We start from the raw sequence: 24,275 nt of genomic DNA, 5'->3' as shown, positions 1-24,275 counted from the left end.
TGTAGACGAATTGGAGAAGAAGAGCCAGTTTCCCTACAATATCTCTAAAAAAAGAAGTTTCAGCTGATTGGAACGTAAGGTACGAGACTCCTGCGGGAAAAGCGTGGCCAAGGGAGACCCCGCAGGCGAACGCCGAGGAGGCTCCCCGGACCGCCCGCGGAAAGCGAGTGCCTGGAGTGGAAATCATTACACATACCCACTTTCGGAAATCCGCTCCCTTTCCGCAGACTGTCTGCCAAGCCTCCTCGGCGCAAGCGCCTGCGGGGGCTCGGCTAGCCAGTTATTCGGCAGGAGTCCCGCAAATTTCTTCCATCCTTTAAGGATTACTGTAAAAAACTCTGAAGGATAAACTAGTTATGTTTAAGATTATGGTTCGAGGTGGGACCAAACCACCCCTTTAGTCGACAAACTGAAAAAAAAACACCCTAAGGGTGTTTTTTTAGTTTCTCTCAATAATCTTCTTTATCATTTAAAGGGCACATTCTTCAATTTCAAATCCCAGGTCTTCAATGATTCCCCAATCCGCTGTGGGTTCTTGACCAGCTGTCGTTAAATAGTCGCCGACGAAGATGGAATTGGCTGCATAAAGTGCCATGGGCTGCATGGAACGGAGATTGACCTCCCGCCCGCCGGCCAGTCGGATTTCCTTACTCGGATTAACGAATCTCATCATCGAAATCAATTTCAGGCATTTAGTGGGGGTCAGCTCGGAAGTTCCCTCAAGCGGTGTTCCGTCAATTGCATTGAGAAAATTACAAGGAATGGAATCTGCATCAAGGCTGCGTAAGGATAGAGCGATTTCCACCGCTTCCGCCTCAGATTCGCCCATTCCGAAAATGGCTCCAGAGCATGGGGACATTCCGGCTTCTTTCACAGCTTCCACTGTATCTACCCGGTCTTCATATGTATGTGTCGATGTAATTTTACTGTAGTTTTCCTGTGATGTATTCAAGTTGTGGTTATAGCGATGAACGCCTGCTTCCGCTAGTTTACCGGCATGTTCCTCATTCAGGAAACCTAAACAGCAGCAGATTTTAAGATCCGTCGTTTCGCGGATTTCTTTTACCGCATCAATGACATGATCGATTTCCCTGTTGGTCGGACGACGGCCAGAAGCAACGATGCAATAAGTACCCGCTTTCCGGCGAATGGATTCTTGCGCTCCCTCGACAATCTTTTCTTTAGTCAGCCAAGCATATTTATCGATTGGGGCTTCCGACACGATCGACTGCGAGCAGTAGCCGCAATCCTCGGGACATAATCCTGATTTCGTATTGATGATCATATTCAATTTTACCTTTTTCCCATAATGATGTTTACGTATGAGATAGGCTGCATTCAGAATTTCCAAAACCTCTTCGTCTGGGGCTTGGACGATGGATAATGCCTCTTCCTCCGTCACTTTATATCCTTTGATAACGTTCTCCGCTAACATCTTCCAATCCCTTACCAATGTTTCCAAACCTATCCCTCTTTTCTTTTATTGTGTGCCGAATCGCCATTCCTTGAAAAGGAACATATCCTGTTCCGGTTCTCCGCACATAAAACGGAAGATATCCAGTAATAGACCTGCTTCCTGCAGCCTGCTGCTCCAGCCGCGAGTTTCCCTGAACCACTTTTCCCTCCAACCAACCGGTTGCATGTGCACCATCAGCCTCAATGGGCAATTAACATTTAGCAGTATCAAAGGAGTGATAATATTTGTTAACCTAAAATATATTAAGTTAACATATCGTTAGAATAATAACATACAAACAAAATATTATTCAATGGCCTTTTTTCAATATTTTCCTAGTTGTCCTTTAAATCCTAAGAAAACTGGCATTTTATATGTTAACTAAATAATAAATTAGTTGACATATAAAATAGGAATCAGGCAAACTAATAGTGGGCATTCTGCCAGCACTTTCAAAAAAGGGGGTTAAAAACTTGAAAGCAAGGACGATTTCTTATGTGGCCCTTTTTACCGCGTTAACTGCCATTGGCGCATTTATTAAGATACCTATCCCTTACATACCATTCACGCTGCAAATTCTGGCAGTCTATTTGGCAGGCGCATTGTTGGGGCCCCGGCTTGGAATGCTCAGTCAGTTATGCTACGTCTTGATCGGACTTATCGGGGTGCCCGTGTTTGCTGAAGGCGGGGGATTCGGCTATATATTCAAACCCACTTTCGGCTATTTGCTCGGATATATACTGGGAGCCTATGTAAATGGATGGCTGATCAACCGGTTTTCCCTCTCCACAATTCGTTCCATATTCTTTGCTAATGCCGCCACTTTGCTGACCGTTTACCTTTTCGGCTGCATCTGGCTGTATGGTTCGATGAAGTGGATTGTGGAAACGCCGCTTTCCATCAGCCAAACGATACTATACGGCTTCTTGTTACCTGTACCCGGTGATTTAATGCTATGCATTCTATGTGCTGTCATCATTCAGCAAGTACGCCCGCGCATTGCAAGATATATAAACGTAAAGGAGCTGAATCATCCATGGGCCAAGCCTACTTTATAACCGGAACTGGCACGGATATTGGAAAGACCGTCGTCACGAGTGCACTCTATCTGTCACTTCAAACATTGGGAAAAAGCGTCACGATATTCAAACCATTTCAAACTGGAATCAATGAGGAAAATCATACATACCCGGATATATCTTGGTTTGAGCAGGAACTCGGTGTAAAGGAAGCTGGGTTTTACACACTGGAACCCGAAACCTCCCCACATTTGGCGATTAAATTAACCGGCAGTCTCATCGATGAGAAGAAAGTCGTGGAAAGGGTTCATGAACTTGAGGAAATGTATGACATCGTATTAGTCGAGGGCGCTGGAGGATTGGCTGTGCCGCTTATTGAACGAACGGAAGGTTTCTATATGACGGCCGATTTCATAAGGGATTGCGGGATGCCTGTCCTCTTCGTATCCACAAGCGGTTTAGGGGCGATTCATGATGTCGTGACGACCCATTCTTATGCCCAAGTCCATGATATAAACGTGAAAACCATTTTGTATAATCATTACCGGGCAGAAGATCGGATTCATCAAGACAATATCGAAACCATTGAAAAGCTGACTGGGCTGAATGGCCTAGCCTGCATCCCGACACTGACCGATGTTAGAAAAGACTTGAGGATCTGCATCCTTGATTTGCTTGGTGATCAAGAATATACCCAACAACTGAAAGAGGTGTTCGAAGCATGAACAGTCAGGATTTAGAACAATGGGATAAGGAATATGTATGGCATCCGTTCACACAAATGAAAACGTATCGGGAAAGTAAACCGCTTATCATCGAACGCGGCGAAGGCAGCTACCTGATTGATGTGGATGGCAAACGCTACCTCGATGGCTATGCTTCATTATGGGTGAATGTTCACGGGCATAACGAGCCGGAATTAAACGGCGCCCTAATTGAGCAAGTGAATAAAGTCGCGCACTCGACGCTGCTCGGATCTGCAAATGTACCATCGATCTTACTGGCGAAAAAACTGGCAGAGATCACTCCTGGTTCTTTATCGAAAGTCTTTTACTCCGACACGGGATCAGCCGCTGTGGAAATCGCCCTTAAAGTCGCTTATCAATATTGGCAGAATATCGATCCCGTCAAGCATCGGAATAAAAACAAATTCGTCTCCCTTGACGAAGCATACCACGGCGATACTGTCGGTGCCGTGAGTGTGGGCGGAATGGATCTATTCCATAGAATCTTTAAGCCCCTCTTATTTCAACGGATTTCAGCCCCTTCACCATATGCCTATCACATGACTGAATATGGAGATCCAGAAGCCGTGAAAAACCATTGCTTGAAGGAACTGGAGAAGTTACTGCAGAAACAATCCGAGGAAATTGCAGGATTGATCATCGAGCCGCTTGTGCAGGGAGCAGCAGGTATCATTACCCATCCCCTTGGCTTTTTGAAAGAGGTCGGGAAATTATGTAAAAAGTACAATATCCTCTTAATTTGTGATGAGGTGGCTGTAGGGTTCGGTCGCACCGGTACGATGTTTGCCTGCGAACAGGAAGACGTCGTACCCGATATCATGTGTATGGGTAAAGGGATCACTGGGGGATATATGCCACTCGCCGCCACCATCATGAACGAGCAGATCTTTCAATCCTTCTTGGGAGAACGGGAAGAACATAAAACCTTCTATCATGGTCACACCTATACAGGAAATCAGCTTGCCTGTGCCCTGGCCCTGAAGAATATCGAGCTAATGGAAAGCCGCAATCTCATTAAAGACATCCAGAAAAAATCAAAATACCTATCACAAAGACTGCAAGCGCTATACGAACTTCCGATAGTCGGCGATATCCGCCAGCGCGGCTTCATGATTGGAGTGGAAATCGTTAAAGACCGTGAAACAAAAGAAACGTTCACTCTCCAAGAAAACGTCGTTTCCGGGATCATCCATACAGCACGGGAAAATGGCCTGATCATCCGGGAACTTGGTCCAGTCATCACGATGATGCCAATCCTTTCCATGTCAGAAAAAGAACTCGATTTCATGGTCGAAACCGTCTACCGTGCCATCCAGGAAGTCTCCATTCATAAAGGATTGATTCCAGCAGCAAACTGATTCACAAAGAACCGGAAGAGCAGCGCTCATCCGGTCCTTTCCTTTCTTAGCTTCATTGACATATGAATTATACCGAAGATATCACACATCTTTGGCTATTCATGAAGAGGCAGATGTTGAATCCTAGAAAGAAATTAAGTGAAATAAAGGACAGAGGTGGACCCCCATTTTGCCCCAGCTTTTCTAATCGCTTGTACGATTTGGATGTTGATTTTCGCTTCAGGCACTCGCTTTCCGCGGGCGGTCGGGGAGCCTCCTTGGCTTGCGCCTGCGGGGTCTCCCCTAGACACGCTTTCCCCACAGGAGTCTCGTACCTTTCACTCCAATCAACTCTGTTCTTAAATTTAGAACGAACCTACCTATGGAGTTTAAGGTGTTGCTTTGGAGCAAATGATTCGGAACTTCTTTTGATGAAAGGTACGTTTTCCGACCCCCATTTGCCTCAGCTTTTCTAATGGCTTGTACGATTCAAACGTTGATTTCCACTCCAGGCACTCGCTTTCCGCGGGCGGCCGGCATTCGGCTTGCGCCTATGGGTCTCCCTTAGACGCGCATTTTCCGCAGGAGTCTCGCACACCTGTTCCAATCAACTTTGTTTTAAAATTTAATAGAAACCCTATCCAACAATATTAAAAAATTTAATTTACCTCACCTTTACGTTTGACTTTTTTGTTTTCCTCCCTCACACATCCAAGAAGGTGACCTCCTGCTGTCTTTTTCACTCCTTAAATAAAAAATATAAATTTTACTAATTATGGTATTATTTACATAATTTTTTTAAGGAGGTTACAAAATGATGTTAGGATTTCCCCTCCTGGTTGCTTGTGTCCCTGGGATGTTAGTAATACTTTTGGCGTGGTGGTTTAGGAAATTACATTTATCTTTATTTGTAAGGCTTTTACCAGGCGTATTAACCGTTATAGCGTCAATTATTTTGTTTTACATTGGTTTTGTGAACATCAGAGGGTTTGAAGGAGCTGGATATGGAATACTGGCTTTCTTTTTACTTCCCTTTGCAATTGTGGCTTCAATAATTGCGAGTAAAAACAAAGGTGTGCAAAGCTAGCCCATTTAGTTCGGATAATCTATGAAAACAGGAATATATACAATGACTAAAACGATTAAAACAAAAAAACCATTGGTGAAATGACAAATAGCTGAATGCGTTGGGCGTTTGACCCCTCCACCCGTATTATTAAAAACAAAAAAGGAAAAGGTTCTTACAACCGGAAAAAAGAGCAATCCTATAAAGGATGCTCTTTTTTTCATATTAGCTTATTTCTTTATGGTAACCGTATCATTTCTGAAATTCCACTGATCGATTAATTTTGTAAGACAAATGGAATAGGATTCCACATTCAGAAGAAACAAGGGGAAGCAAAAATGATAATATTAATAAAAAAAAGATGACCCCGTCTAATTTAGAGGTCATCTTTCTTTTATTGCTTGCTACGTGTTAGCGAATGCCTTTCATGTAACCTTGAATCTTTGGTGATAAGGCCATCAGGGCCAGTCCAAGGACGATTGAAGCAACACCGATCACTCCAAAATAAGCCATTTCGGTTTGAGGTGTGTAGAATCTAACGATTTGTGCGTTCAGTGCTTGTGCTGCTGCACTTGCCAGGAACCACAGGCTCATTGTTTGTGCCGAGAATGCAGCTGGAGCCAATTTAGTAGTGGCAGAAAGTCCAACTGGCGATAAGCAAAGCTCTCCAAGCACTACAAGGAAATAGCTTAGTACAAGCCATAGTGGATTGACTAATGCGTCTGATCCACCGAAATAAACAGGAAGCAGGATAACCAGGAATGATAAACCGGCGAACAGTAGACCTATTGAGAATTTTTGAGGAATGGTCGGCTGACGCTTTCCTAATTTAATCCATAACCATGCAAATACTGGTGCAAGGGTAATGATGAACAAAGGGTTCAAAGATTGGAACCATGCCGGGTTTATTTCCAATCCTGCAAAGTTCAACTGTGTCCGTTTGTCTGCATAGCTTGCCAATATTGTTGCACCTTGCTCTTGAATAGCCCAGAACATGACAGCTGCTATAAACAAAGGAATATAGGCAATCAAGCGTGAACGTTCAACAGAAGTCGTTTTCGGGCTGCGATACATGAAAATGAAATAAAGGGTCGGAATAACGATTCCTAGAATACCCACAAGATTAATAAAAGTTTCAATTGTTAAGATGCCTGCAGAAGCAGTGATGCCGATGATGGCAACTATGATAAGTGCGGCTATCCCCAATTTAGTGAATACTTTTTTCTTTTCATCCTGTGATAATGGGTTAGCAGGAAGAGTTCCAGCCAAGCCCAGGTTCTTTTTCTTTGTTGTAACAAAGACAATGAGACCTATCAACATACCAATTGCTGCAAGTCCAAAACCAAGATGGAAGCTGTAGTCCATACCGACTGTACCGACAACAAATGGTGAAAGGAATGCACCCATGTTGATACCCATATAGAATATACTGAAACCGGAATCCCGGCGTTCATCATTTTCTGCGTAAATTTCCCCGACAATGCTGGAAACATTCGGTTTTAATAAACCAGTACCCAGAACAATGAGTACCATGGAAACAAAGAACATGGAAAGACTGCCTGGTACAGCAAGGACAATATGCCCGAGCATAATCAAGATACCGCCGTAAAATACGGCTTTTGAAGTCCCGAAAATCCTATCGGCGAGCCAGCCGCCAATTATACCGGACATATATACTAAAGATCCATAGATGGATACAAGGGCAAGGGCCGTGGTTTCATCAAGGCCTAGTCCCCCTTTAGAAACTTCGTAATACATATAGTAAACAAGAATGGCCTTCATGCCATAATAGGAAAAACGCTCCCAGAACTCAGTAAAGAAAAGGGTGAATAATCCTTTAGGGTTTCCAAAAAAACCTTTTTGAGGTACACTATCCACAATTTTCTGTTTATTTATCGTTGCCATACCTAGCCCTCCTTTTATTATTGTATAATAACTTTAAATTTCACTATTGTAAACAAATATTTAGTATATTTAAATAATTAATTTCAAAATAAATAGAAGTGGCTTTCCACCATACAAGCAAAAGTCCGGATTTCGCACTAAAAAACAGTCCATATAATCTAATAGAAAGCGGCCATCAATGATATATTACCCTAACTTCATCCATGGTATTACGCTTGATATCACTTTGGTTGCCATGTACTTATTCACGAGAAAAGGAAATGATGAATTTTGAAATAACCCCACCACAACCGTTCTATTCACCGTATAATAGATATAAAAAAAGAGGAGGCACCATAATGTTCGGGATCATAACCGTGGTAATGATTTTTTCCATCCCTATACTCGGAATACTGACAAGCCATTTTGAAAAACAGTCAAAAAACAAACATAAGATGCTGCAAGTTGAACTGGAGCTTGAAAAGCTTAAACATGAAAACTTCCTTATGGAGACGGAAAAAATGAGGCTGGAATTGGACCAGATGAAATTCGAACAAAAAAGAGACGAACCAAGGTTACTGTAAGTCAGTAACGTTGTTCGTCTTTTTTAATGGATATTGTGCCGTTTTAAAAACCTTCCGCCCGTCATAAGAATTACAATAGGGCCGTTTTAATGGATATATTGATCGCCAACAAGAAGGTTTGACAGCACCTTTGTCGGGATGATGAACTCGACGGCCCCCATATACCCCGGCGCAGCTTCATAGCTGTTAAAGGCGATGACTAGCTTGCCATCTTCGTTTATATAAAAGTTTTGGTTTTCATCGATGCCTTTAAAAGCAGTAAAATCATCATCTTCCACCCAATATATCTTTTCCGGATCTTCAGCCATCTGCCGCTTCATCTGTTCCTTGATGTTCTCGCTGATCACCTGAAGATAGCGATCATCTTTAAATAAGCTATTTAGCGTTAACAGCACTTCGTTTTTCTTGTCGACTGTATCGAATTGACTTTCTGTAGAACTGGACGCCTGAATCGTATCCGTATAACGCTGTACGGATAATATCGTTTCATTATCCGTCAATATCACATATCCGCTTTCCACCGAGATATTGCCCTTTTCCCCTTCCTTCAGTTTTGACATGGAGTCCGTGAATTCCTTATAAAGCTGCTTGCTTTCCGATAAGTATTTATCATTCAAGCTATCTTCGAGCTGTTTATTCTCGAGACCGGATATAGCAGGCGTTTTGATTACTGCCGAAGAATTATTCGCTTCTTCTTTCCATTCGACGAAGGTAATCACTTTGATGACCTTCTCGACTATCGGTATATCACTCATGGCTTTCGCCGCTGCCGGACTGATGTTTACGGAAGCTGTCACGATCAGAAGCGCTGCAGCCGCTGACACGAGGATATTCCTGCCAACCCTCGGCTTCTTCCTTGGCTTTTGATTCAAGGCTGCTTGAACGAAATGATTCAATTCCTTTGGTATCGGTATTTTAAGATATTCTTCCCGCAGATCTTTTAATTTTTTTTCCATCTTTTCGTTTCCTCCCGTTCAGTCATGTTGATCCGCAATAGTTGCAGCGCTTTATATAATCTCGTTTTAATCGTGCTTACGTTCTCTTCCAGAACTTCCGCTATTTCGTCCAGCTTCAGGTCCTCAAAGAAACGGAGGACGACTACCGTTTTGTACTTGACTGAAAGTCCTTCCAGGGCCTTTTGCAAATCCAGGTCAGGATAGTGATCCTCCTCACCGCGGCGCAAGTATTCTATTGTTTCATCATCGGCGACGGTCAGTTTCTTATTCTTCCGCAAAACATCCAGTGCCGTTCGGACGATGATCTTATATAACCAACTATCTATAGAAGCGGCGTCTTTGATTTTGCTGCTGGAGGCTAGCGCTTTCCTGATTGATTCCTGCACGATATCCAGGGCATCCTCTTGGTTTTTGACATAGTAAAAAGCAAGTCTGTACAAATTCTCTTGCCTTTCGGTTATCCGGGCCGCGATTAATTGAATCATATCTGGGTTTTTCATTACATGTTAGAGCTCCTTACATTTAAATTACGTATCCTAGGTACAAAGAATAGACGTTGGTGCAGCCATAAAAGTTTGAAAATGAGCAAGGAAAAATATAAATATAAAAAAATGAAATTTTTTACAAACTTTTAAGACTTTTGGCGCGTCTATATAGTAGAATGATTATCGAGGTGGAGTGCATCATGAGGAAATTAAATTATAAAAAAGTCTTTATTTTTCTATTATGTCTAACAGCTGCTGTAGGAACGCTGGGGTTAGCCATTAAAAGCCTTGCTTTTGATAAGAAGAGAACCGTTTCGGCCTATACAACTGATAAAAATTACCCAGAAGCCGATATTCAAACGTATGTGAAAGATAATACGAAAGGCGGGTATTCAGCAAGCAGGCCTGTTCTGCATTTAGAAAATATCGACAAGCAGCTAGAAGCCTACATAAAGAAAGAAATTAAGGATTATGAAAAGAAATGGAAAGCATCCAACGGAAAAGCTTCCGAGCTTAACCTCACCTATAAGATCCTCCATTTCAGCAAACAGACCATTACGATTTCCTTCGATAAATATGAGCAAGTGGAAGGAAAGAAGCAGTCTGGAACCCAGATCTTCACTTATGATATTCCATCTCAGCAAAAGCTCTCTATAGAAGACATCTTTGCCACGGATACTGATTATTTATCCGTTTTATCCGATATTGTTTTTGAAGAGTTAACGCAGAAGGAAGAAGAAGGCATTTCAAACAGTCTCATTAAAAAGGAAAACAAACTGAAGGCAGCCAACTTCAATTCTTTTTCAGTCTTTAAAAATACGCTCGTTTTCTACGTTAAGACTGATGATTCAACCAAGACCCATACAATAGCCATCAAGAAGGATCTTTTTAAAGATAGTTTGCTAGATTCATATCAAAGTCAAGATTTGAATGAGGATCGTGTAAAGGAATGGCAGCCGAAACATATCGTCGCCAAACTGCCCGTGCAAAATGAATGGATCGACCCTTCTAAAAAGGTCATTGCCTTGACGTTCGATGACGGGCCGCATCCAAGTCATACCATGTCCATTCTGGAAGACCTGAAAAAATTTGATGGTCACGCGACGTTTTTCGTACTTGGAAGCCGCGTACAGCATTATCCTGAAGTTCTGCAAAAAATGCTGCAGGAAGGAAATGAGATCGGCAACCATTCATGGGATCATCCGCAGCTGACGCGCTTAAGCAAGAACAAAATCGAAGATCAAATCGAAAAGACCCAAGACGCTGTAAAAAAAGCTACAGGTACTGAGCCAAATCTCGTCCGTCCCCCATATGGAGCGATTAACCATAATGTTCGGGAATACATGGAGGATATGAAAGTCTCCCTTTGGGATGTCGATCCAGAGGATTGGAAAGAACGCAATGAAAAGAAAATCGTAAACAAAGTGATGAGCAAAGCCAAAGATGGAAGAGTCATATTAATGCATGATATCTATCAAACTAGCGCCCAGGCTGCAGGAAAAATCATTAAACAACTGCATGACCAAGGTTATCAACTTGTCACTATTTCAGAATTGGAAAAGGTAAAGAAAGACCGTGAACTTTCCGGAATCACCATAAGTGAATAATCAAAAGGAAAGAGCCTGTTTCGTGATTCGGAACAGGCTCTTTCCTTTCAAATGAAATAAGCAGACCTTTGATCATATAGCAAAGGCCTGCTCATTTCATCATTCACCAAGATCTACATTATGATAAACTTGTTGAACATCTTCCAGATCTTCCAATGCATCAATCATTTTTTCGAATTGTGCTTGTGCATCTTCCGGAAGGGTTAAGTCATTTTGTGCAAGCATCGTCAGCTCTGCCACTGTAAAATCGCTGATTCCTGCATCCTTGAATGCTTGTTGTACAGCATGGAATTGTTCAGGCTCGGCATAAACGATGACACTTTCTTCTTCTTCAATGATGTCACGTACATCAACATCCGCTTCCATTAACAGTTCAAGAACATCATCAGCCGTTTTACCTTCAATCCCGATGACAGCCGTTGCATCGAACATATAAGCAACAGATCCGCTGACACCCATATTCCCGCCATTTTTCCCGAATGCGGCACGTACATCGGATGCCGTCCGGTTCACGTTGTTTGTCAATGCATCCACGATGACCATCGAACCATTGGGACCGAATCCTTCATAACGAAGTTCGTCATAGTTTTCTTCCGAACCGCCTTTGGCTTTTTCAATCGCACGGTCAATGATCGCTCTTGGAACATTGTACGTTTTCGCACGCTCAAGTACGACCCTTAATGCCTGATTGGATTCTGGATCTGGTTCGCCTTGTTTTGCCACTACATATATTTCCCGTCCGAACTTAGCATAAATCCGACTAGTATTAGCATCTTTTGACGCTTTTTTTTCTTTAATGTTATTCCACTTACGACCCATTATATTCCACTCTCTTTCATCATTAATATATACGAATAGATAATTAAGATACGGCCCTATGAGAAAACCCACAAGGGGAATTCCTTTGAAGATAGGCTATACGTTTACTAGATTATATTATACATCAATTGTATAATTTTGAAAAAGTCCTGCACATCCCTCACTGGCATTTATCGGTACTTTGCGCCATTTTTCATGAAATGCTATGGAAAACATCAGTAGTGGTATAGTATGAAGTGATCGGAAAGGAGAGATGATCCATGAAGGACAACCAAATCATCATCGGGATACCCGGTAAATGGAAGGACCGGACAGAATTGATTCAAACGGTCGCTTCCCAAAGCGAAGGGTATCTGTTAGCCGGGAATGTTTTTCATAACAGTGATAAGAACATTACGTTTCAGGCGGAGATCCATGATTATGAACCCACTTTAAAAGAGAGCTTTTCTTACGCCAGTAAAGACGCCTTTTCAGAGAATGCATTAGAGGAAATCAATGGCCATACCTTTACCGTTTATATAATAGCCGATGTATCCGATACCGGAACTGTTATCGATTTGATCGATGCCGGGGCAGCGATCCTCAAGGCAGGCGGAATGGCAGTGAAAATAGAAACGGCTGGAATTGCCCATTCAAAGGAAAATTGGCAGCATCTTCATCATAGCCCGGATATTCTCTCGGTATATGCCCATTTTGTCACGATCATCGGAGAGGAAGACTATTATTGTTCTTTCGGAATGAAAGCCTTTGGTCTTCCGGATGCCGTGACACTTAACACAATGAGTCCGAAAGAGGCGGCTGCCCTGCTTAACACATTCAATTATTACCATGTAGGTGAACGGCCTCTCTTTAAGAATGGCGAAACCTTTAGCATTCAACAAGATGCACCCGACTTTATATTGACGGGCCTTCAGGACTTTAGATATGAAGAAGACCATCCCTTCTACAACCCGTTTGGATTATGGAATTTAGGGACAAGTAAATAGGGGAGCGATCCGCTCCCCCCAGACTGCAGGCAAATAAAGCGAGTGCCTGCAGTTTTTTTACTTTAAAAGTATTCCAGTCGATTTCAGAAATCAACGACCTAGTCTTAATGATCGTCAGGAATGAGACCATCCGAACTTCCTTTTTTTAGACACTAGGGGTTCAACCGAGTTTTTCACGTTTTTCTTCTTCATGTTCCTTCTTCACGAGAGACATGCCGCTCGCTTGGTATTTGAGGATCTTTTGAATGACCGTGCCTAGATGCGCTCCAGCTTCAACAGGGGGGATCCCTCCTTTATGGATGTTGGAAATGACCATCCTCTCCGCTTCAATGGTGCCCAAACGTGGTTTATAGCAAATGTAAGCGCTCAATGATTCAGCACTGACCAGACCAGGCCGTTCACCGATCAACAGGACAATGACCTCAGGTCCAAGGATTTCACCGATATCATCCATCACGGCAACCCGGCCCTTTTCAATATAAAAAGGTGTACCCGTATCCAGACCTGCCACTGCCACAGATTGTTTGAAAGATAAATAGACGTCCTCGACATTTTCTTCGATCGCCTTGGCACTTAAGCCATCGGAAATGATGATTTGAACCGTTGGGCCCTTTATGCATTTGGCATCTATCACCCTCTTTGCTTCATCCGAAAGCTTCCTGCCATAATCCGGACGCCGTAAATAGACTTCCTTATCATCGGCCTTCGTTTTCACTTTGAATAAATCTAAGCGCTTCAAAAGAATATCACTGACTTCACCATATACAGCATCGACGGCCGCCGCATGGTCAAAACGGAATTTCAGCCAAGAATCCGTTTTCGGCCGGGTCCCTGATCTGCCTACCCCTATCCTCGCAGGGGTTTTCGCTATCATGGCATCCAAATCTTCCTTATTATTCATTCCCATATCATCCACTCCTAATGGTTAAATATAGTTGGATCACCGGCACGCTTCGTTAATTTCCCGTTCTCCATAATCCCCATCTTCTCCAGCCAAGCTTCATATAATGGGGCAGGCCGCTTATCCATCGTTTGTCTCAAAGTCGCTATATCGTGATAACTCAAAGACTGATAGTTTAACATGCAGTCATCACCCATCGGAGTTGCGATGATGAAATTCACACCAGCCGCCGTTAAAAGTACACCCAAGTCCTCGATATCATTTTGATCTGCCTTCATATGATTCGTATAGCAAATATCCACTCCCATCGGCAGTCCATGCATTTTCCCCATGAAATGATCTTCTAACCCGGCCCGGATGACCTGCTTGCTGTTATATAGATATTCAGGTCCGATGAATCCGACGACCGTATTGACAATGTACGGGTCAAAATAACGGGCAAATCCATAGTTCCTGGCTTCAAGCGTCACCTGATCGATACCGAAATGCGCTTCGGCCGATAACTCGGAGCCTTGCCCTGTTTCAAAATAAAGATGCTGCGGGCCTGTGCCGGTGCCATAGGCCTTTGCTATCTCATTAGCTTCTTCGAGCAATTGTACGTTAATTCCAAAAGAGCGATTGGCCGTTTCCGTTCCGGCTATGCTTTGAAAGATCATATCAGCAGGCGCCCCCTGCTGAACGGCCTTCATTTGCGTGGTCACATGCGCAAGCACACAATTTTGGGTCGGGATGTTCCATTTCTGGATGACATCCTGTGTTGCATGAAGCAGACGCTTTACGCTTTCGACCGAATCATCGACAGGGTTGATTCCAATGAGGGCATCCCCGATTCCATAGGAGAGGCCTTCTTTTAAAGAGGCCAGCATGCCATCGACATTGTCTGTCGGGTGGTTAGGCTGAAGGCGCGAAGCAAGCGTTCCTTTGTATCCGATCGTGCTATTATTCTTGGTGAGCACTTCGATTTTATTGGCTGCATGGATAAGGTCGAGGTTCGACATCAACTTGGCTGCCGCTGCAATCATTTCACTATTCAAGCCCCTGCTTAATCGCTTTAAGTCTTCGCCTGTCGTTTCGTCACTCAAAATATATTCACGCAGTTCGGCAACGCTCCAATTCTTCACAGATTGATAGATGTTTCCATTGATTAGACCGTCTATGATCCGCGACACCTCATCCTCTTCCGGGGAGAGCAGGGGATAGTTCCTGATGTCCGCCAAAGTCAATTCGCTAAGCACCGCTTTCGCCGCAATCCGTTCTTGAACGGAATCTGCTGCAATTCCCGCAAGCCTATCTCCTGATTTCTCTTCATTCGCTTTGGCCAGGACTTCTTTCAACGATTTGAATTGATGGGTTTCCCCAAAATATTGAGTGGATAATTTCATCGTATGATCCTCCTTTTCCTAACTGTGGAAGGTTAGCGTTTTTACTACCACCGGAACGACCCCTGTCCGCAGCAGCCTTCCTATATCTAAATAATCACCATGTTCCACTTCTGTCTGATCAATACAGATGACCGGCAAATCCGGTTGATTCGCTAGAATGGTTTGACCAAGTGCCTTTCCATAATCACTATCCATGACAATGATCAGAGGCTGCTGCCGATTCGGTTTTTGCTTCAGTGCCTCGGTAAAAGCGACTGCGAGCCGGTGAATGTCCCGAAATGATTGATAAGGTAAATTCGTTAAATAAAAGGCAAAATTCAGCCCCTCCTGCAAAGCGTCGTATATTGTGATCGCATCCTGAACAGCTTGTGCCATTTTCGCGGTTACATCATCAAGCACGCCATGAAAATCGACCCGATAGACTGGAATATTACGGACTGGCAGATGAGAATCATTCACTTCGATGGTTGCTCCGCTGATTTCAGTTGTATGTGCGCCTGCTCCAAGTACAGTCGCCCGAACCGTTTCAACGGGATGTTCCCACTCCCATGCGGCCAATTCTTCACTTTCCTTGATAGAGGCGGCAAGCATCATGCCGATATCCCGGAAGCTTTCGTCCTCCCGTTCTTCATGATAGATGCAATCACTGACACCGCCCGAGAACATCAACACGTCTATTCGTTCTGTCCAAGATGGCTCCTTCCCAACTAATAGGAGTTCATCTTCTTTTGTGAAGGAGCCAGCCAAAAACCTCGAAAGCACCTTCGCCATTTCATTTGCGATGATTGCCCCTTCACCATTCAAAGGAGAGTGCCCTTTTGATTTCAGCCATTTTCCTATTGAAGGAGCAACCCTCACCTTCGCTCCTTCCCACTCCACCAAACGGCCTCCTATATGCAGTGTGCAGGTTCCGCAAAGCATGCCTGAACGGTATACGGCAATATTCGCTGTCCCCCCGCCAATGTCTATGTTCGCTACAGTCTTTCTTGTCTTGATGGAATGTTGATAGGCGCCGGACCCCTTGGCGGCAATGATCCCCTCCAAATCCGGACCGGCTGCCGCTACAAGGAATTCCCCCGCCGCTTTAGATAACCGGTACACCATTTCTTCTGCATTTTGTTTGGTTGCCGTTTCCCCAGTGATGATGACAGCCCCTGTTTGTATGCTTTCGATCGTGATTCCTGCTTTTTGGTATTCACTTTCCACCATTCTTTGAACAGCAGGTATATCAATTACCGTCTCGGATACAAGCGGGGTCCTGAAAATGGGACTTCGATACAGAATTTCCTTATCGGTAATTTCGATTTTTGGCACCTGTCCGCCACCCGCCACATTCCTAAGCGAAAGCTCGCTTATAACAAGCTTCGTCGTACTGGTGCCAATATCAATTCCTGCACTGATGATTCGTTCCACCTGTTCATTCATTAAAATCACACCCCAGTTTTACACCACTTGGATTTCATTGCTGTTTTCTTCCTCGTTTTTCGTTTTATATTCATTTATGCCGATAACTCCTGCTGCACGATCCTTTTCTTCTAATTCCAAAGCTTTCGGAACGGACAGCCAGTAAGCAAGACCGATTCCAATCGCTCCGGCAGATAGCTTACCGACAATGATCGGTAATATTAAGGAAGGCTGAAAGTTGGCTGTGAATGATAAATGATCACCCAATAGGAAGGCTGCACACACAGCGAAGGAAATGTTTATGACCTTATCCTTCGGCGGCATTTCTTTAACAAGCTTGAACATTGCTAATATATTGGCTACCGTGGCTAATATTCCTGCACTCCCGGCTTTGCTCAACCCGATTTTCCCGCCCATCGCTTCCAATGGCTTGCCTGCATATTTTTGAATCAGGTAAATCATTGGAAATGCACCTGCCAGCATTATCCCGATATACCCCGCCGTTTCCAGGGCACGGAATTGGTCTGCCTTATCGGCCATGATCGGATGGAAACCCCAAGCTCCAAATACTTTGGAAAACAATCCTGTGAAAATTTCCACGATCGAAAACACGAGTACAAGTTTAATCGCAGCATCCAATATTTTTCCAAACCACATGAAACCTTTGATCATCAAATCCGGCAGGAAATAAAGACCTAACGCGAGCAAGACCACAAAAATAAGAAGCGGGGAAAGGTTCAGGGCAATTTTCAAATAGCTCAACGCGAATTCGTATGTAGAATCCGCATTCGTGGAAATCACTTCGCGGATTTTCGAATTCGTCGCCACCACCAGCACGCTTGAGATAAAAGCGCCAATCGGAATCGTCAGGATTCCTGACATGACACCAAGTGCCATGTATTTATGATCACGCTTCTCCAGCATCGCAAGTCCCATTGGAATCGAGAATACAATCGTTGCCCCGGACATAAAGCCGACAATCATCGCCATGATCCAGCCTTCATAGGATTCCTTCAGCTCGGCCGCTAATTGATACCCCCCCATATCCGTCGCCAAAATCGTTGTTGCGGCGAGGGCTGGATCTGCACCAATCGCAGCGAAAACCGGGCCGCATACTGTATTGATGAACCAAGATAAATAAGGGATCGAGGCCATGATTCCAGCTGCCGGGATAAATATATGGCCAACGGTATGCAAACCTTCCATGAACTGTTTCCCCAAGCCCTGCTCACTGTCTTTAATCGATGTAATAGCACCGACAACGGCACACACCATAATGATATAAATAACGAATTTACCTACCATCTCCATACATATTCCCCCTGAATTCCAATTTGATTTGGCCTATCGACTTAAAAAAGGGTATAAAAAAAAGACGCCTCTTATAGCCCAAACTTAGGTTTTTCGGCAGAAATGCCTGCCTATAACCAATTTGGTCCATCAAAGCGCCATTGCTTCATCTATTTACTTGTTTTTGATCATTTGCAATGATTCGACGTGCCACCGTCTCCATGGAAAGCTGCTTATCCATACTAAGCCTTCTCAGCTTATTGTAAGCGATTTCTTCGGTAACATTCTTCCTTTTCATGATGATTCCTTTTGCCTTTTCAATGACTTTGCGATTTGTGAGCGTTTCATCCAATTGAGCATTTCGTTCCTGATACTTCTTTGTATTGGCTGCTTGCAGCAAAGCTATCTCCACTGCCGGGATCAGATTCGCCTCCGTAATTGGCTTTACAAGATATCCGACGATGTTCGCCCGTTTCGCCTCGTCGATATATTTACGCTGGCTGAATGCAGTTAAAAGCAGGACAGGAATCTGAAAGGTATTGGATATCACATCGCTAGCCTTAAGCCCATTCATTTTCGGCATTTTGATATCCATCAAAACGAGATCCGGCTGCAGTGCATGTGCCAATTCAATCGCCTTCTCCCCATTACGGGCATGTCCAACCACATCGAATCCTGCATCCTTGAGCATGATCGTTATATCAAGCAGAACAATCGATTCATCCTCCACGACCAAAATCCTCTTGACCACTTCTCCCACCTACCTCTTGTATGGAAATCTTACAGAAGCCAGGGTACCTTCTTTAATCCGCTGAATCGAAAACTCCCCATCCAAATCATTTTCCACCGTCATGCGGATGATATCCAGCCCCAAAGAAGGTTTCACTGCAGGTGAATATCCGATGCCATCATCTCTTACTTGAAGTTCCAATTCAGGACCATCCTTTTGCAAGCATACGGTTATGTTCCCTTCCGTCCCTTCCTTGAAAGCATGTTTCACACAATTATGAATGAGCTCATTCACCACCAGCGCGACCGAAATGCCAATGTCGGAATCAATCGAATGAAGCTCACCACTATATTCAATGCTTAGGCATTGGCGGGCCTGACCCTCCGTATGAACGATCATATCGCCTATTTTTCTAATAAGCTCCAGCAGATCCACATGATCGACCTGACTGCTTGCCAAAATGATTTCATAAACCGACGATATGCTTAAAACCCGGTTCAAACTGACCAATAAATGGGGCTTGCTTTCTTCAGGGGCTCCTAACCTCATTTGCAGCCGAAGCAAACTGGCCACTGTCTGCAAATTATTCTTCACCCTATGATGAATTTCACGAATGGCTACTGACTTGCTGATCAGCTCCCTCTCTTTATCCCGCAGTTCAGTCAGGTCCCGGATGATGATGAATGTTTCATTGGAATTCTTGTTGCCCAAATGGAACTTCTTTAGTTGGATAATCTTTTTACCAATGTTCATTTCCTTCATCAAAATGTCCTCTTTTGAAGCAAGAACATCCGCAAAGCCAGGAAAGTAATCGAAAATCGTTTCACCTAAAACACATTCCGTCAAACATATTTCCGATACTAAATTAATGGCAGCAGGATTCGTATAAACAAGTCGGTTTTGGTTATTAATCAGGAAAATGGACTCTTCGATAAATTCAGGAACTAAGGAATTTTGTTGATCTTGCCTATCAAACTGATTGAAAGATACAGGTTCTTCATGAATCACCTTTTCCATGATCAAAACGGCGATGACCCGATTGCATTCCCCCTTGATTGGAACGACACTTTGCTGGACCATCGCTCCCTCTTGAGTCAATGCCCGATTCACGAACATGTCCTTTCCGGTGCGCAATACATAAAATACGGCCGGTTCGAATGCCTCATAAGCAAATTTCCCGACAACCGGATGATCGTAAACCGATTTCACGGAATGTCCGCATGCCTCTGCAACGACAATGACATGCTTCCCTTCACGCACCGGACAATCAATAAACACATTCGCTTTATTCAAATCGGCTATCAACGGTAAATTCGTTGATAGGTTTTCAAGAATTTGAATATCACTGTCCAATAACTGAGTATGCAACGCACATAAATCCCGGACGGTCATTGTCCGTTCCATAGGCAAAACCCCAATAAACGTTTATTCATGGATATTATTATTGCTTATTATAGATACCGACCCTATTTTTGTCAATATTCAAAATATTCTAATGTAATGTATTCTAACATTAGATAGCGTTATTTAAAACGATTGACCCTTATTCTTTTCAACTCACTTGTGGAACAAAGTTACCACTTAAGTCCATGTATGACCACCGTTCCTTTTTGCTTACTCATGAATTCCACCTCTTCTGGTTATAGTAAAAAAGAAAATAACGGAGGAGGTACATTCCATGAAAAGTTCAAAGGAGTTTGTTGAAAGCATTCAAGAGCAGCAAAAAAAGGAAGAAGGCAATATGCGCCGTCAAGGTAATGGGAATCCCGCTCAGAAATTACCGAATAAAAAACACTAATGAAGACAATCTTCAAAAGATCCCAGCCATAATATAGGCTGGGATCTTTTCAGTCTGATGCACTTTTCTTCTTCATCTCTTCGATTTCTTTTGAGAATGTTTCTTCTATCTCTTTTTTATTTCCATATAAAAAGAGATTATCCCCTAATTTGATTTTATACTCGTATAGCTCTTTTCTGATTTTCACCTCTCCGCTTTTAATAAATAAAATATTGATGTCGGCTCCATGTGAAATGACATCAAAGGCTTTGACATCGATGAACTCCGAGTCCTCATAAATATCGATTTCCATGACCACGTCTTCATCTTCTAAAAATAAGACCTCTTCTATCGGGTGTTCCCATAATTCATAATGATTGTACATTTCACTTTTCATCTTATTCGATAATCTATTATTCAGGAATGGAACCTTCACCAAAACGGTTAAAACCAGCAGGATTCCAATAATGATGCTTAACTCCATCAAACGCAGATCATCTGTAAGCAATGTACTGATCGATGAAATGATGACAGCAAGCGAGAATGCACCAAATAAAATTAAGAACATGCTTATTTTCCGTCGAATGGGGTGATCGATAATGGATTTTGACTCGTCAGTTGTAAAACCAGTGCCCGTCAGCATGGAAATAACCTGAAATCTTGCCACTGTGCTTTTTAATCCAGTCAATTTCATCAAGGTGACCGATATTTCAATTACAAGAACAATGATTATAAAATAAAGCAGCATAAAAAGTACATTCATCAAAATGATCACTCCTCATCTATGGTTTACCCCAATCACGACAAAAGAAATCTCATTCGACGTTCATTTTAAGTTTCCACCAATAGTTGACAAAGCAAAAAAAAAAACAGTAAGATCCAAAACTTGAATCCTACTGCGTTTTTATCTATATGTTTCTTAAATGGTCTTCAGCAGCAATTTTTTTAACAGCGGTGTAAATTGCTCTGGCAATTCAGCTACACTCGGAATCATCAGGCGTTCTTTGCCATAGATGTTTTTCATCGTCACCTCTTCACTCTCATCGATGCCTCCATCCGCTAAAAACAGGCCGATGACTTCGATACCTTTCTTCCTGGCTTCCGAAACAGCAAGGTGTGTATCGACAATTCCATTTTGATCATAATCGCTTGCCGCCGGCTCACCATCGGAAAATACGAGCAAGAAACGGTTTTTTTCGCGCCTTTTTTCCAATTCCATTGTGGCAACCCTGATACTGTATCCGTCGCGGTTGTCTTCCTCCGGCTCAAGCTGCATGATTTTAGCTCCTGAGTTTAGATAAAGAGAATCGGAATGGGACTGGATCACATGGAAGTAGTTCGGCTGATATCCTTCCCTCACTTCATTGGCATCTTCCCAGAAACCCACGATCGAGTGGGGGATCCTTAATTTCTTCAGCACTTCATGAAACAGGACGACCCCTCGTTTCGTTTCATCCATTTTGTTATGCATGGAAGCCGAGCAATCGATAAGCAATGTGAATACGGCATCCATTTCATTAGAATCCTGGTTCTTTTTATAAAATACCCTTGGATTTTCTTCAAATACAAGCGGGAGTAATTTCTTTGATAAACGGCCAAAAACCAAATCTTTTCTTGGTGCGTTCTTTTTATTTTCCAGCGTCTTTTCAATGGTACTGGAGAGTTTCCTCTTGAACGGTTCGATATCCGCAACAAACTCTCGGTAGCGTTTCTCTTCCGTAAGTGTTGGTACTTTGGCTTCTTTGATTACCTGAACGACGTCTTTATTTTCTTCACCAAATGGATGTTCACCGCTTTTGCCCATATTGGTTTGTTTCTTCTCCAGCGTTTCTTGCTGATTGTATTCCTTTTGTTGACTTTCCCCTGATGAACCCTGGATCGAAGCCAGTGCTTGGTCGGCATCTTCCGCTTCCCGGGCACCTCCGCCCATCAGGCTTGTTTTCGTTCCCTGCTCCAACTCAAATTGGAGAAACGTCGAATTACTTTCGCTGTTCTTGTTCTCCCGATGCCAAGTCGAGAATTTTTCATCAATGAACTCACTTTTCTCTTCGTCTGCATCATCTGTATCATCGTTCAACAGTTCATCATTTCTAGTCAGTTCATCAAATAAGGTATTTGCTTCATACTTTTCCACACTTGCAATGGGGAAAATGAAATATTCATTCATCGTATCTTCGTAGCCATCGTTCACACGGAAAACGATTTGCTCGCAAATTCTCGTGATATCACTGGTTTTAGTGGCATCAAAGACCGCATGGATGAACGGTTTGAGTTTCTCCAGTTCTTCCAGTTGCTTTTCATTGGCTCTCGGAAAAATCGGATCCGGCCTGTCAGATTGAAGCAGTAAATATATGAGGCAATATAATTCATCCAGTGCAAAACTTCTGGTGACATTCGTCGCCAATTGGCTTTCGAAATATTGTTTAAGGTAAGCCCCCCTTACCGAAAACCATTTCTTCGTGCCTGGTCTTTCTCTCTTCACCAATTCTTCCAATCGCAAATCTTCCAGCAAGGCGAATAATTGGGCTGCAAACTTCGGAAGCGAACTTTCCCCGATGCTGTCCTGGTACTCCTTCATGCTCTGGATTGTTGTGTGATGCAGCGTGCCTATCGTTCTAAGAAGCACGTCCGTTTTCAGCCCTGCTTCCTTCACTTCCTTATTGCCATTTTCCCAAAAGTGGCTGGCAGTGACCTTATTCTCGATCAGATCAATGAAGGAGCCATAATTGTATTCGAATTCCAGCTCAGGAATGCCGGATAAAACAGTCGAGAGATCCTGAAGCTGTAAAAAAAGTGCCGTATCTATTATTGAATCATTGAACCGGATATACTTCATGAGGCATTCTCCTAGTTAGAATAATGTGTCAGCCAAGTTCTTCACGAACTCACGCTCCCGTTCCTCGTCCAACTTATCCACAATGGAACGAAGAATCGCCCGTTTCGGCGGGATCAACACACTCAGATCGCAAGCATCAAGCAAAGCCCTGATCGACGCCGCATCTTCAGCCACCTTCCCTTGATTCACGGCATTTATCAAATCACTCGAAAGTTTAACGAACAAATCAATACTTCTTGGATCCTTCAGCTTTGTATTGGTTTCTATCAATTGCTTTAACTGCTCCCCTTCGATATAAGGAACTTCAATGACGACAAACCTATTTTTTAGCGCTTCATTCAGCGGCACTGTCCCAACATACCCTTCGTTGATTGCAGCAATCACATTAAAGCCTTCTTTTGCCGTTATCACTTCATTCGTGAACGGATTCGTTATCGTCCTTCTGTAATCAAGCACACCATTGATAAGCGGCAGAGTTTCCGGTTTTGCCATGTTGATTTCATCTATATATAAGAAGTGACCGTGATTCATCGAATTGGTCACTGGTCCAGGTACGAATTCTATCACTTGTTTTTCCTCTTTGTAAGCCAGCGTCTTGAAGCCCAATAAGCTTTCGGCATCCAAGTCGACTGAGCAGTTGACGCTGAACATCGGCTGGTTGAATAAGTTCGATAAAGTCTCGGCAAACTTTGTCTTTCCTGCCCCTGTCGGACCCTTCAAAAGGATATTCTTCCCCATGCTCAAGGCCGTGATGGCATCCACCATCAACTCCATCTCGGGAGGCAGATATCCGCCGCTCCTGATCAATTCCTCAAATTGAGCAGGTTTCTTTTTGCTTGTTTGTAATATATTTGCTATTTCTGTTGGTAATCGATTGATCATTATGTTCCTACACCCCTTTCTGAACATTTTAAGGCTCTTTCCCATTAAAAACAAACACTAAGAAAAGGAGCTGTCATCAAGACAACTCCCCGATTGTAGACAAACTCGGAATAAAGCGAGTTTCCCCT

Annotated in this window: 24 protein-coding genes and 1 pseudogene; 9 read left to right on the top strand and 16 right to left on the bottom strand. The window is 43.2% G+C overall.

The window, feature by feature from the left end:
• Positions 1–469 precede the first annotated feature (469 nt).
• Positions 470–1,435: a biotin synthase BioB gene (bioB, locus tag ACZ9AO_RS21045; protein WP_048686316.1), complete on the bottom strand. Its 966-nt coding sequence runs from the start codon at positions 1,433–1,435 to the stop codon at positions 470–472.
• A gap of 45 nt (positions 1,436–1,480) precedes the next feature.
• On the bottom strand, positions 1,481–1,642 hold the full coding sequence (locus tag ACZ9AO_RS21040; protein ID WP_251543008.1) for a hypothetical protein: 162 nt from the start codon (positions 1,640–1,642) through the stop codon (positions 1,481–1,483).
• 287 nt (positions 1,643–1,929) lie between these two features.
• Here ACZ9AO_RS21040 and ACZ9AO_RS21035 point away from each other — a divergent pair, with 287 nt between their 5' ends.
• From ACZ9AO_RS21035 to bioA, 3 genes are read left to right on the top strand one after another with little or no spacing between them, the layout of a single operon-like run.
• Positions 1,930–2,514, top strand: a complete 585-nt coding sequence (locus ACZ9AO_RS21035) for a biotin transporter BioY (RefSeq protein ID WP_063595970.1) — start codon at positions 1,930–1,932, stop codon at positions 2,512–2,514.
• Positions 2,493–3,200 carry a dethiobiotin synthase gene (gene bioD, locus ACZ9AO_RS21030; protein ID WP_476110214.1) on the top strand — a complete coding sequence of 236 codons (708 nt, stop codon included), beginning with the start codon at positions 2,493–2,495 and terminating at the stop codon, positions 3,198–3,200. Before ACZ9AO_RS21035 ends, bioD begins: the two co-directional genes overlap by 22 nt.
• On the top strand, positions 3,197–4,579 hold the full coding sequence (gene bioA / locus ACZ9AO_RS21025; RefSeq protein ID WP_476110212.1) for an adenosylmethionine--8-amino-7-oxononanoate transaminase: 1,383 nt from the start codon (positions 3,197–3,199) through the stop codon (positions 4,577–4,579). Before bioD ends, bioA begins: the two co-directional genes overlap by 4 nt.
• Before the next feature lie 134 nt (positions 4,580–4,713).
• On the opposite strand, the gene ACZ9AO_RS21020 is transcribed toward bioA, so the two are convergent.
• Positions 4,714–4,869 carry a hypothetical protein gene (locus tag ACZ9AO_RS21020; protein WP_476110210.1) on the bottom strand — a complete coding sequence of 52 codons (156 nt, stop codon included), beginning with the start codon at positions 4,867–4,869 and terminating at the stop codon, positions 4,714–4,716.
• A gap of 503 nt (positions 4,870–5,372) precedes the next feature.
• Between ACZ9AO_RS21020 and ACZ9AO_RS21015 the strand changes: the two genes are divergently transcribed.
• Positions 5,373–5,645: a YesK family protein gene (locus ACZ9AO_RS21015; RefSeq protein ID WP_251542998.1), complete on the top strand. Its 273-nt coding sequence runs from the start codon at positions 5,373–5,375 to the stop codon at positions 5,643–5,645.
• Positions 5,646–5,740: 95 nt separating this feature from the next.
• Complete coding sequence (gene arfA / locus ACZ9AO_RS21010; RefSeq protein WP_476110208.1) at positions 5,741–5,905, top strand: alternative ribosome rescue factor ArfA; 165 nt, start codon at positions 5,741–5,743, stop codon at positions 5,903–5,905.
• Between the two features lie 130 nt (positions 5,906–6,035).
• On the opposite strand, the gene ACZ9AO_RS21005 is transcribed toward arfA, so the two are convergent.
• Positions 6,036–7,529: a peptide MFS transporter gene (locus tag ACZ9AO_RS21005; RefSeq protein WP_476110206.1), complete on the bottom strand. Its 1,494-nt coding sequence runs from the start codon at positions 7,527–7,529 to the stop codon at positions 6,036–6,038.
• A 338-nt stretch (positions 7,530–7,867) separates the two neighbouring features.
• Between ACZ9AO_RS21005 and ACZ9AO_RS21000 the strand changes: the two genes are divergently transcribed.
• Positions 7,868–8,092: a hypothetical protein gene (locus ACZ9AO_RS21000; RefSeq protein ID WP_057279147.1), complete on the top strand. Its 225-nt coding sequence runs from the start codon at positions 7,868–7,870 to the stop codon at positions 8,090–8,092.
• 86 nt (positions 8,093–8,178) lie between these two features.
• Here ACZ9AO_RS21000 and rsiV read toward each other — a convergent pair whose 3' ends face one another.
• Positions 8,179–9,048 (bottom strand): anti-sigma-V factor RsiV, encoded by an 870-nt coding sequence (gene rsiV / locus ACZ9AO_RS20995; protein WP_476110204.1) that lies wholly within the window; start codon positions 9,046–9,048, stop codon positions 8,179–8,181.
• The gene (locus tag ACZ9AO_RS20990; RefSeq protein ID WP_476110202.1) at positions 9,033–9,548 is read right to left on the bottom strand and encodes a sigma-70 family RNA polymerase sigma factor; all 516 of its coding nucleotides are present in this window, start codon (positions 9,546–9,548) and stop codon (positions 9,033–9,035) included. The genes rsiV and ACZ9AO_RS20990 overlap by 16 nt, the downstream gene beginning before the upstream one ends.
• A gap of 185 nt (positions 9,549–9,733) precedes the next feature.
• On the opposite strand from ACZ9AO_RS20990, the gene ACZ9AO_RS20985 reads away from it, so the two are divergent.
• Positions 9,734–11,140 carry a polysaccharide deacetylase family protein gene (locus tag ACZ9AO_RS20985; protein WP_476110200.1) on the top strand — a complete coding sequence of 469 codons (1,407 nt, stop codon included), beginning with the start codon at positions 9,734–9,736 and terminating at the stop codon, positions 11,138–11,140.
• 99 nt (positions 11,141–11,239) lie between these two features.
• Here the strand turns inward: ACZ9AO_RS20985 and ACZ9AO_RS20980 are convergent, their stop codons facing one another.
• Positions 11,240–11,959 carry a YebC/PmpR family DNA-binding transcriptional regulator gene (locus tag ACZ9AO_RS20980; protein WP_053536610.1) on the bottom strand — a complete coding sequence of 240 codons (720 nt, stop codon included), beginning with the start codon at positions 11,957–11,959 and terminating at the stop codon, positions 11,240–11,242.
• Positions 11,960–12,219: 260 nt separating this feature from the next.
• Here ACZ9AO_RS20980 and ACZ9AO_RS20975 point away from each other — a divergent pair, with 260 nt between their 5' ends.
• The gene (locus tag ACZ9AO_RS20975; RefSeq protein ID WP_476110198.1) at positions 12,220–12,945 is read left to right on the top strand and encodes a DUF4261 domain-containing protein; all 726 of its coding nucleotides are present in this window, start codon (positions 12,220–12,222) and stop codon (positions 12,943–12,945) included.
• A 160-nt stretch (positions 12,946–13,105) separates the two neighbouring features.
• Here ACZ9AO_RS20975 and eutC read toward each other — a convergent pair.
• The 6 genes and pseudogenes from eutC to ACZ9AO_RS20945 form a co-directional block, all read right to left on the bottom strand.
• Positions 13,106–13,840 (bottom strand): annotated as a pseudogene (gene eutC / locus ACZ9AO_RS20970) (ethanolamine ammonia-lyase subunit EutC); the annotation flags it as partial.
• A gap of 23 nt (positions 13,841–13,863) precedes the next feature.
• The gene (locus ACZ9AO_RS20965; protein ID WP_476110196.1) at positions 13,864–15,228 is read right to left on the bottom strand and encodes an ethanolamine ammonia-lyase subunit EutB; all 1,365 of its coding nucleotides are present in this window, start codon (positions 15,226–15,228) and stop codon (positions 13,864–13,866) included.
• An 18-nt stretch (positions 15,229–15,246) separates the two neighbouring features.
• Positions 15,247–16,653, bottom strand: coding sequence for an ethanolamine ammonia-lyase reactivating factor EutA (locus tag ACZ9AO_RS20960; RefSeq protein WP_251542987.1), 1,407 nt, complete (start codon positions 16,651–16,653; stop codon positions 15,247–15,249).
• An 18-nt stretch (positions 16,654–16,671) separates the two neighbouring features.
• On the bottom strand, positions 16,672–17,943 hold the full coding sequence (gene eutH, locus ACZ9AO_RS20955) for an ethanolamine utilization protein EutH (protein ID WP_476110194.1): 1,272 nt from the start codon (positions 17,941–17,943) through the stop codon (positions 16,672–16,674).
• 145 nt (positions 17,944–18,088) lie between these two features.
• Positions 18,089–18,673 carry an ANTAR domain-containing response regulator gene (locus ACZ9AO_RS20950; RefSeq protein WP_251542985.1) on the bottom strand — a complete coding sequence of 195 codons (585 nt, stop codon included), beginning with the start codon at positions 18,671–18,673 and terminating at the stop codon, positions 18,089–18,091.
• Positions 18,674–18,682: 9 nt separating this feature from the next.
• Entirely contained in the window at positions 18,683–20,056 is a 1,374-nt protein-coding gene (locus ACZ9AO_RS20945) for a sensor histidine kinase (protein ID WP_476110191.1), read from the bottom strand.
• Positions 20,057–20,330: 274 nt separating this feature from the next.
• Between ACZ9AO_RS20945 and ACZ9AO_RS20940 the strand changes: the two genes are divergently transcribed.
• On the top strand, positions 20,331–20,450 hold the full coding sequence (locus ACZ9AO_RS20940; protein ID WP_048686276.1) for a DUF4023 family protein: 120 nt from the start codon (positions 20,331–20,333) through the stop codon (positions 20,448–20,450).
• 49 nt (positions 20,451–20,499) lie between these two features.
• Here the strand turns inward: ACZ9AO_RS20940 and ACZ9AO_RS20935 are convergent, their stop codons facing one another.
• The 3 genes from ACZ9AO_RS20935 to ACZ9AO_RS20925 form a co-directional block, all read right to left on the bottom strand.
• Entirely contained in the window at positions 20,500–21,192 is a 693-nt protein-coding gene (locus tag ACZ9AO_RS20935; protein ID WP_251543016.1) for a hypothetical protein, read from the bottom strand.
• 156 nt (positions 21,193–21,348) lie between these two features.
• Positions 21,349–23,265, bottom strand: coding sequence for a vWA domain-containing protein (locus ACZ9AO_RS20930; protein ID WP_476110189.1), 1,917 nt, complete (start codon positions 23,263–23,265; stop codon positions 21,349–21,351).
• Between the two features lie 15 nt (positions 23,266–23,280).
• Positions 23,281–24,147, bottom strand: a complete 867-nt coding sequence (locus ACZ9AO_RS20925; protein WP_476110187.1) for an ATP-binding protein — start codon at positions 24,145–24,147, stop codon at positions 23,281–23,283.
• Positions 24,148–24,275 lie beyond the last annotated feature (128 nt).

The sequence above is a fragment of the Peribacillus sp. TE19612 genome (assembly GCF_056279465.1).
The sequence above is the reverse complement of the archived record's forward strand: the minus strand, read 5'-3'. Positions and strand labels throughout refer to the sequence as shown.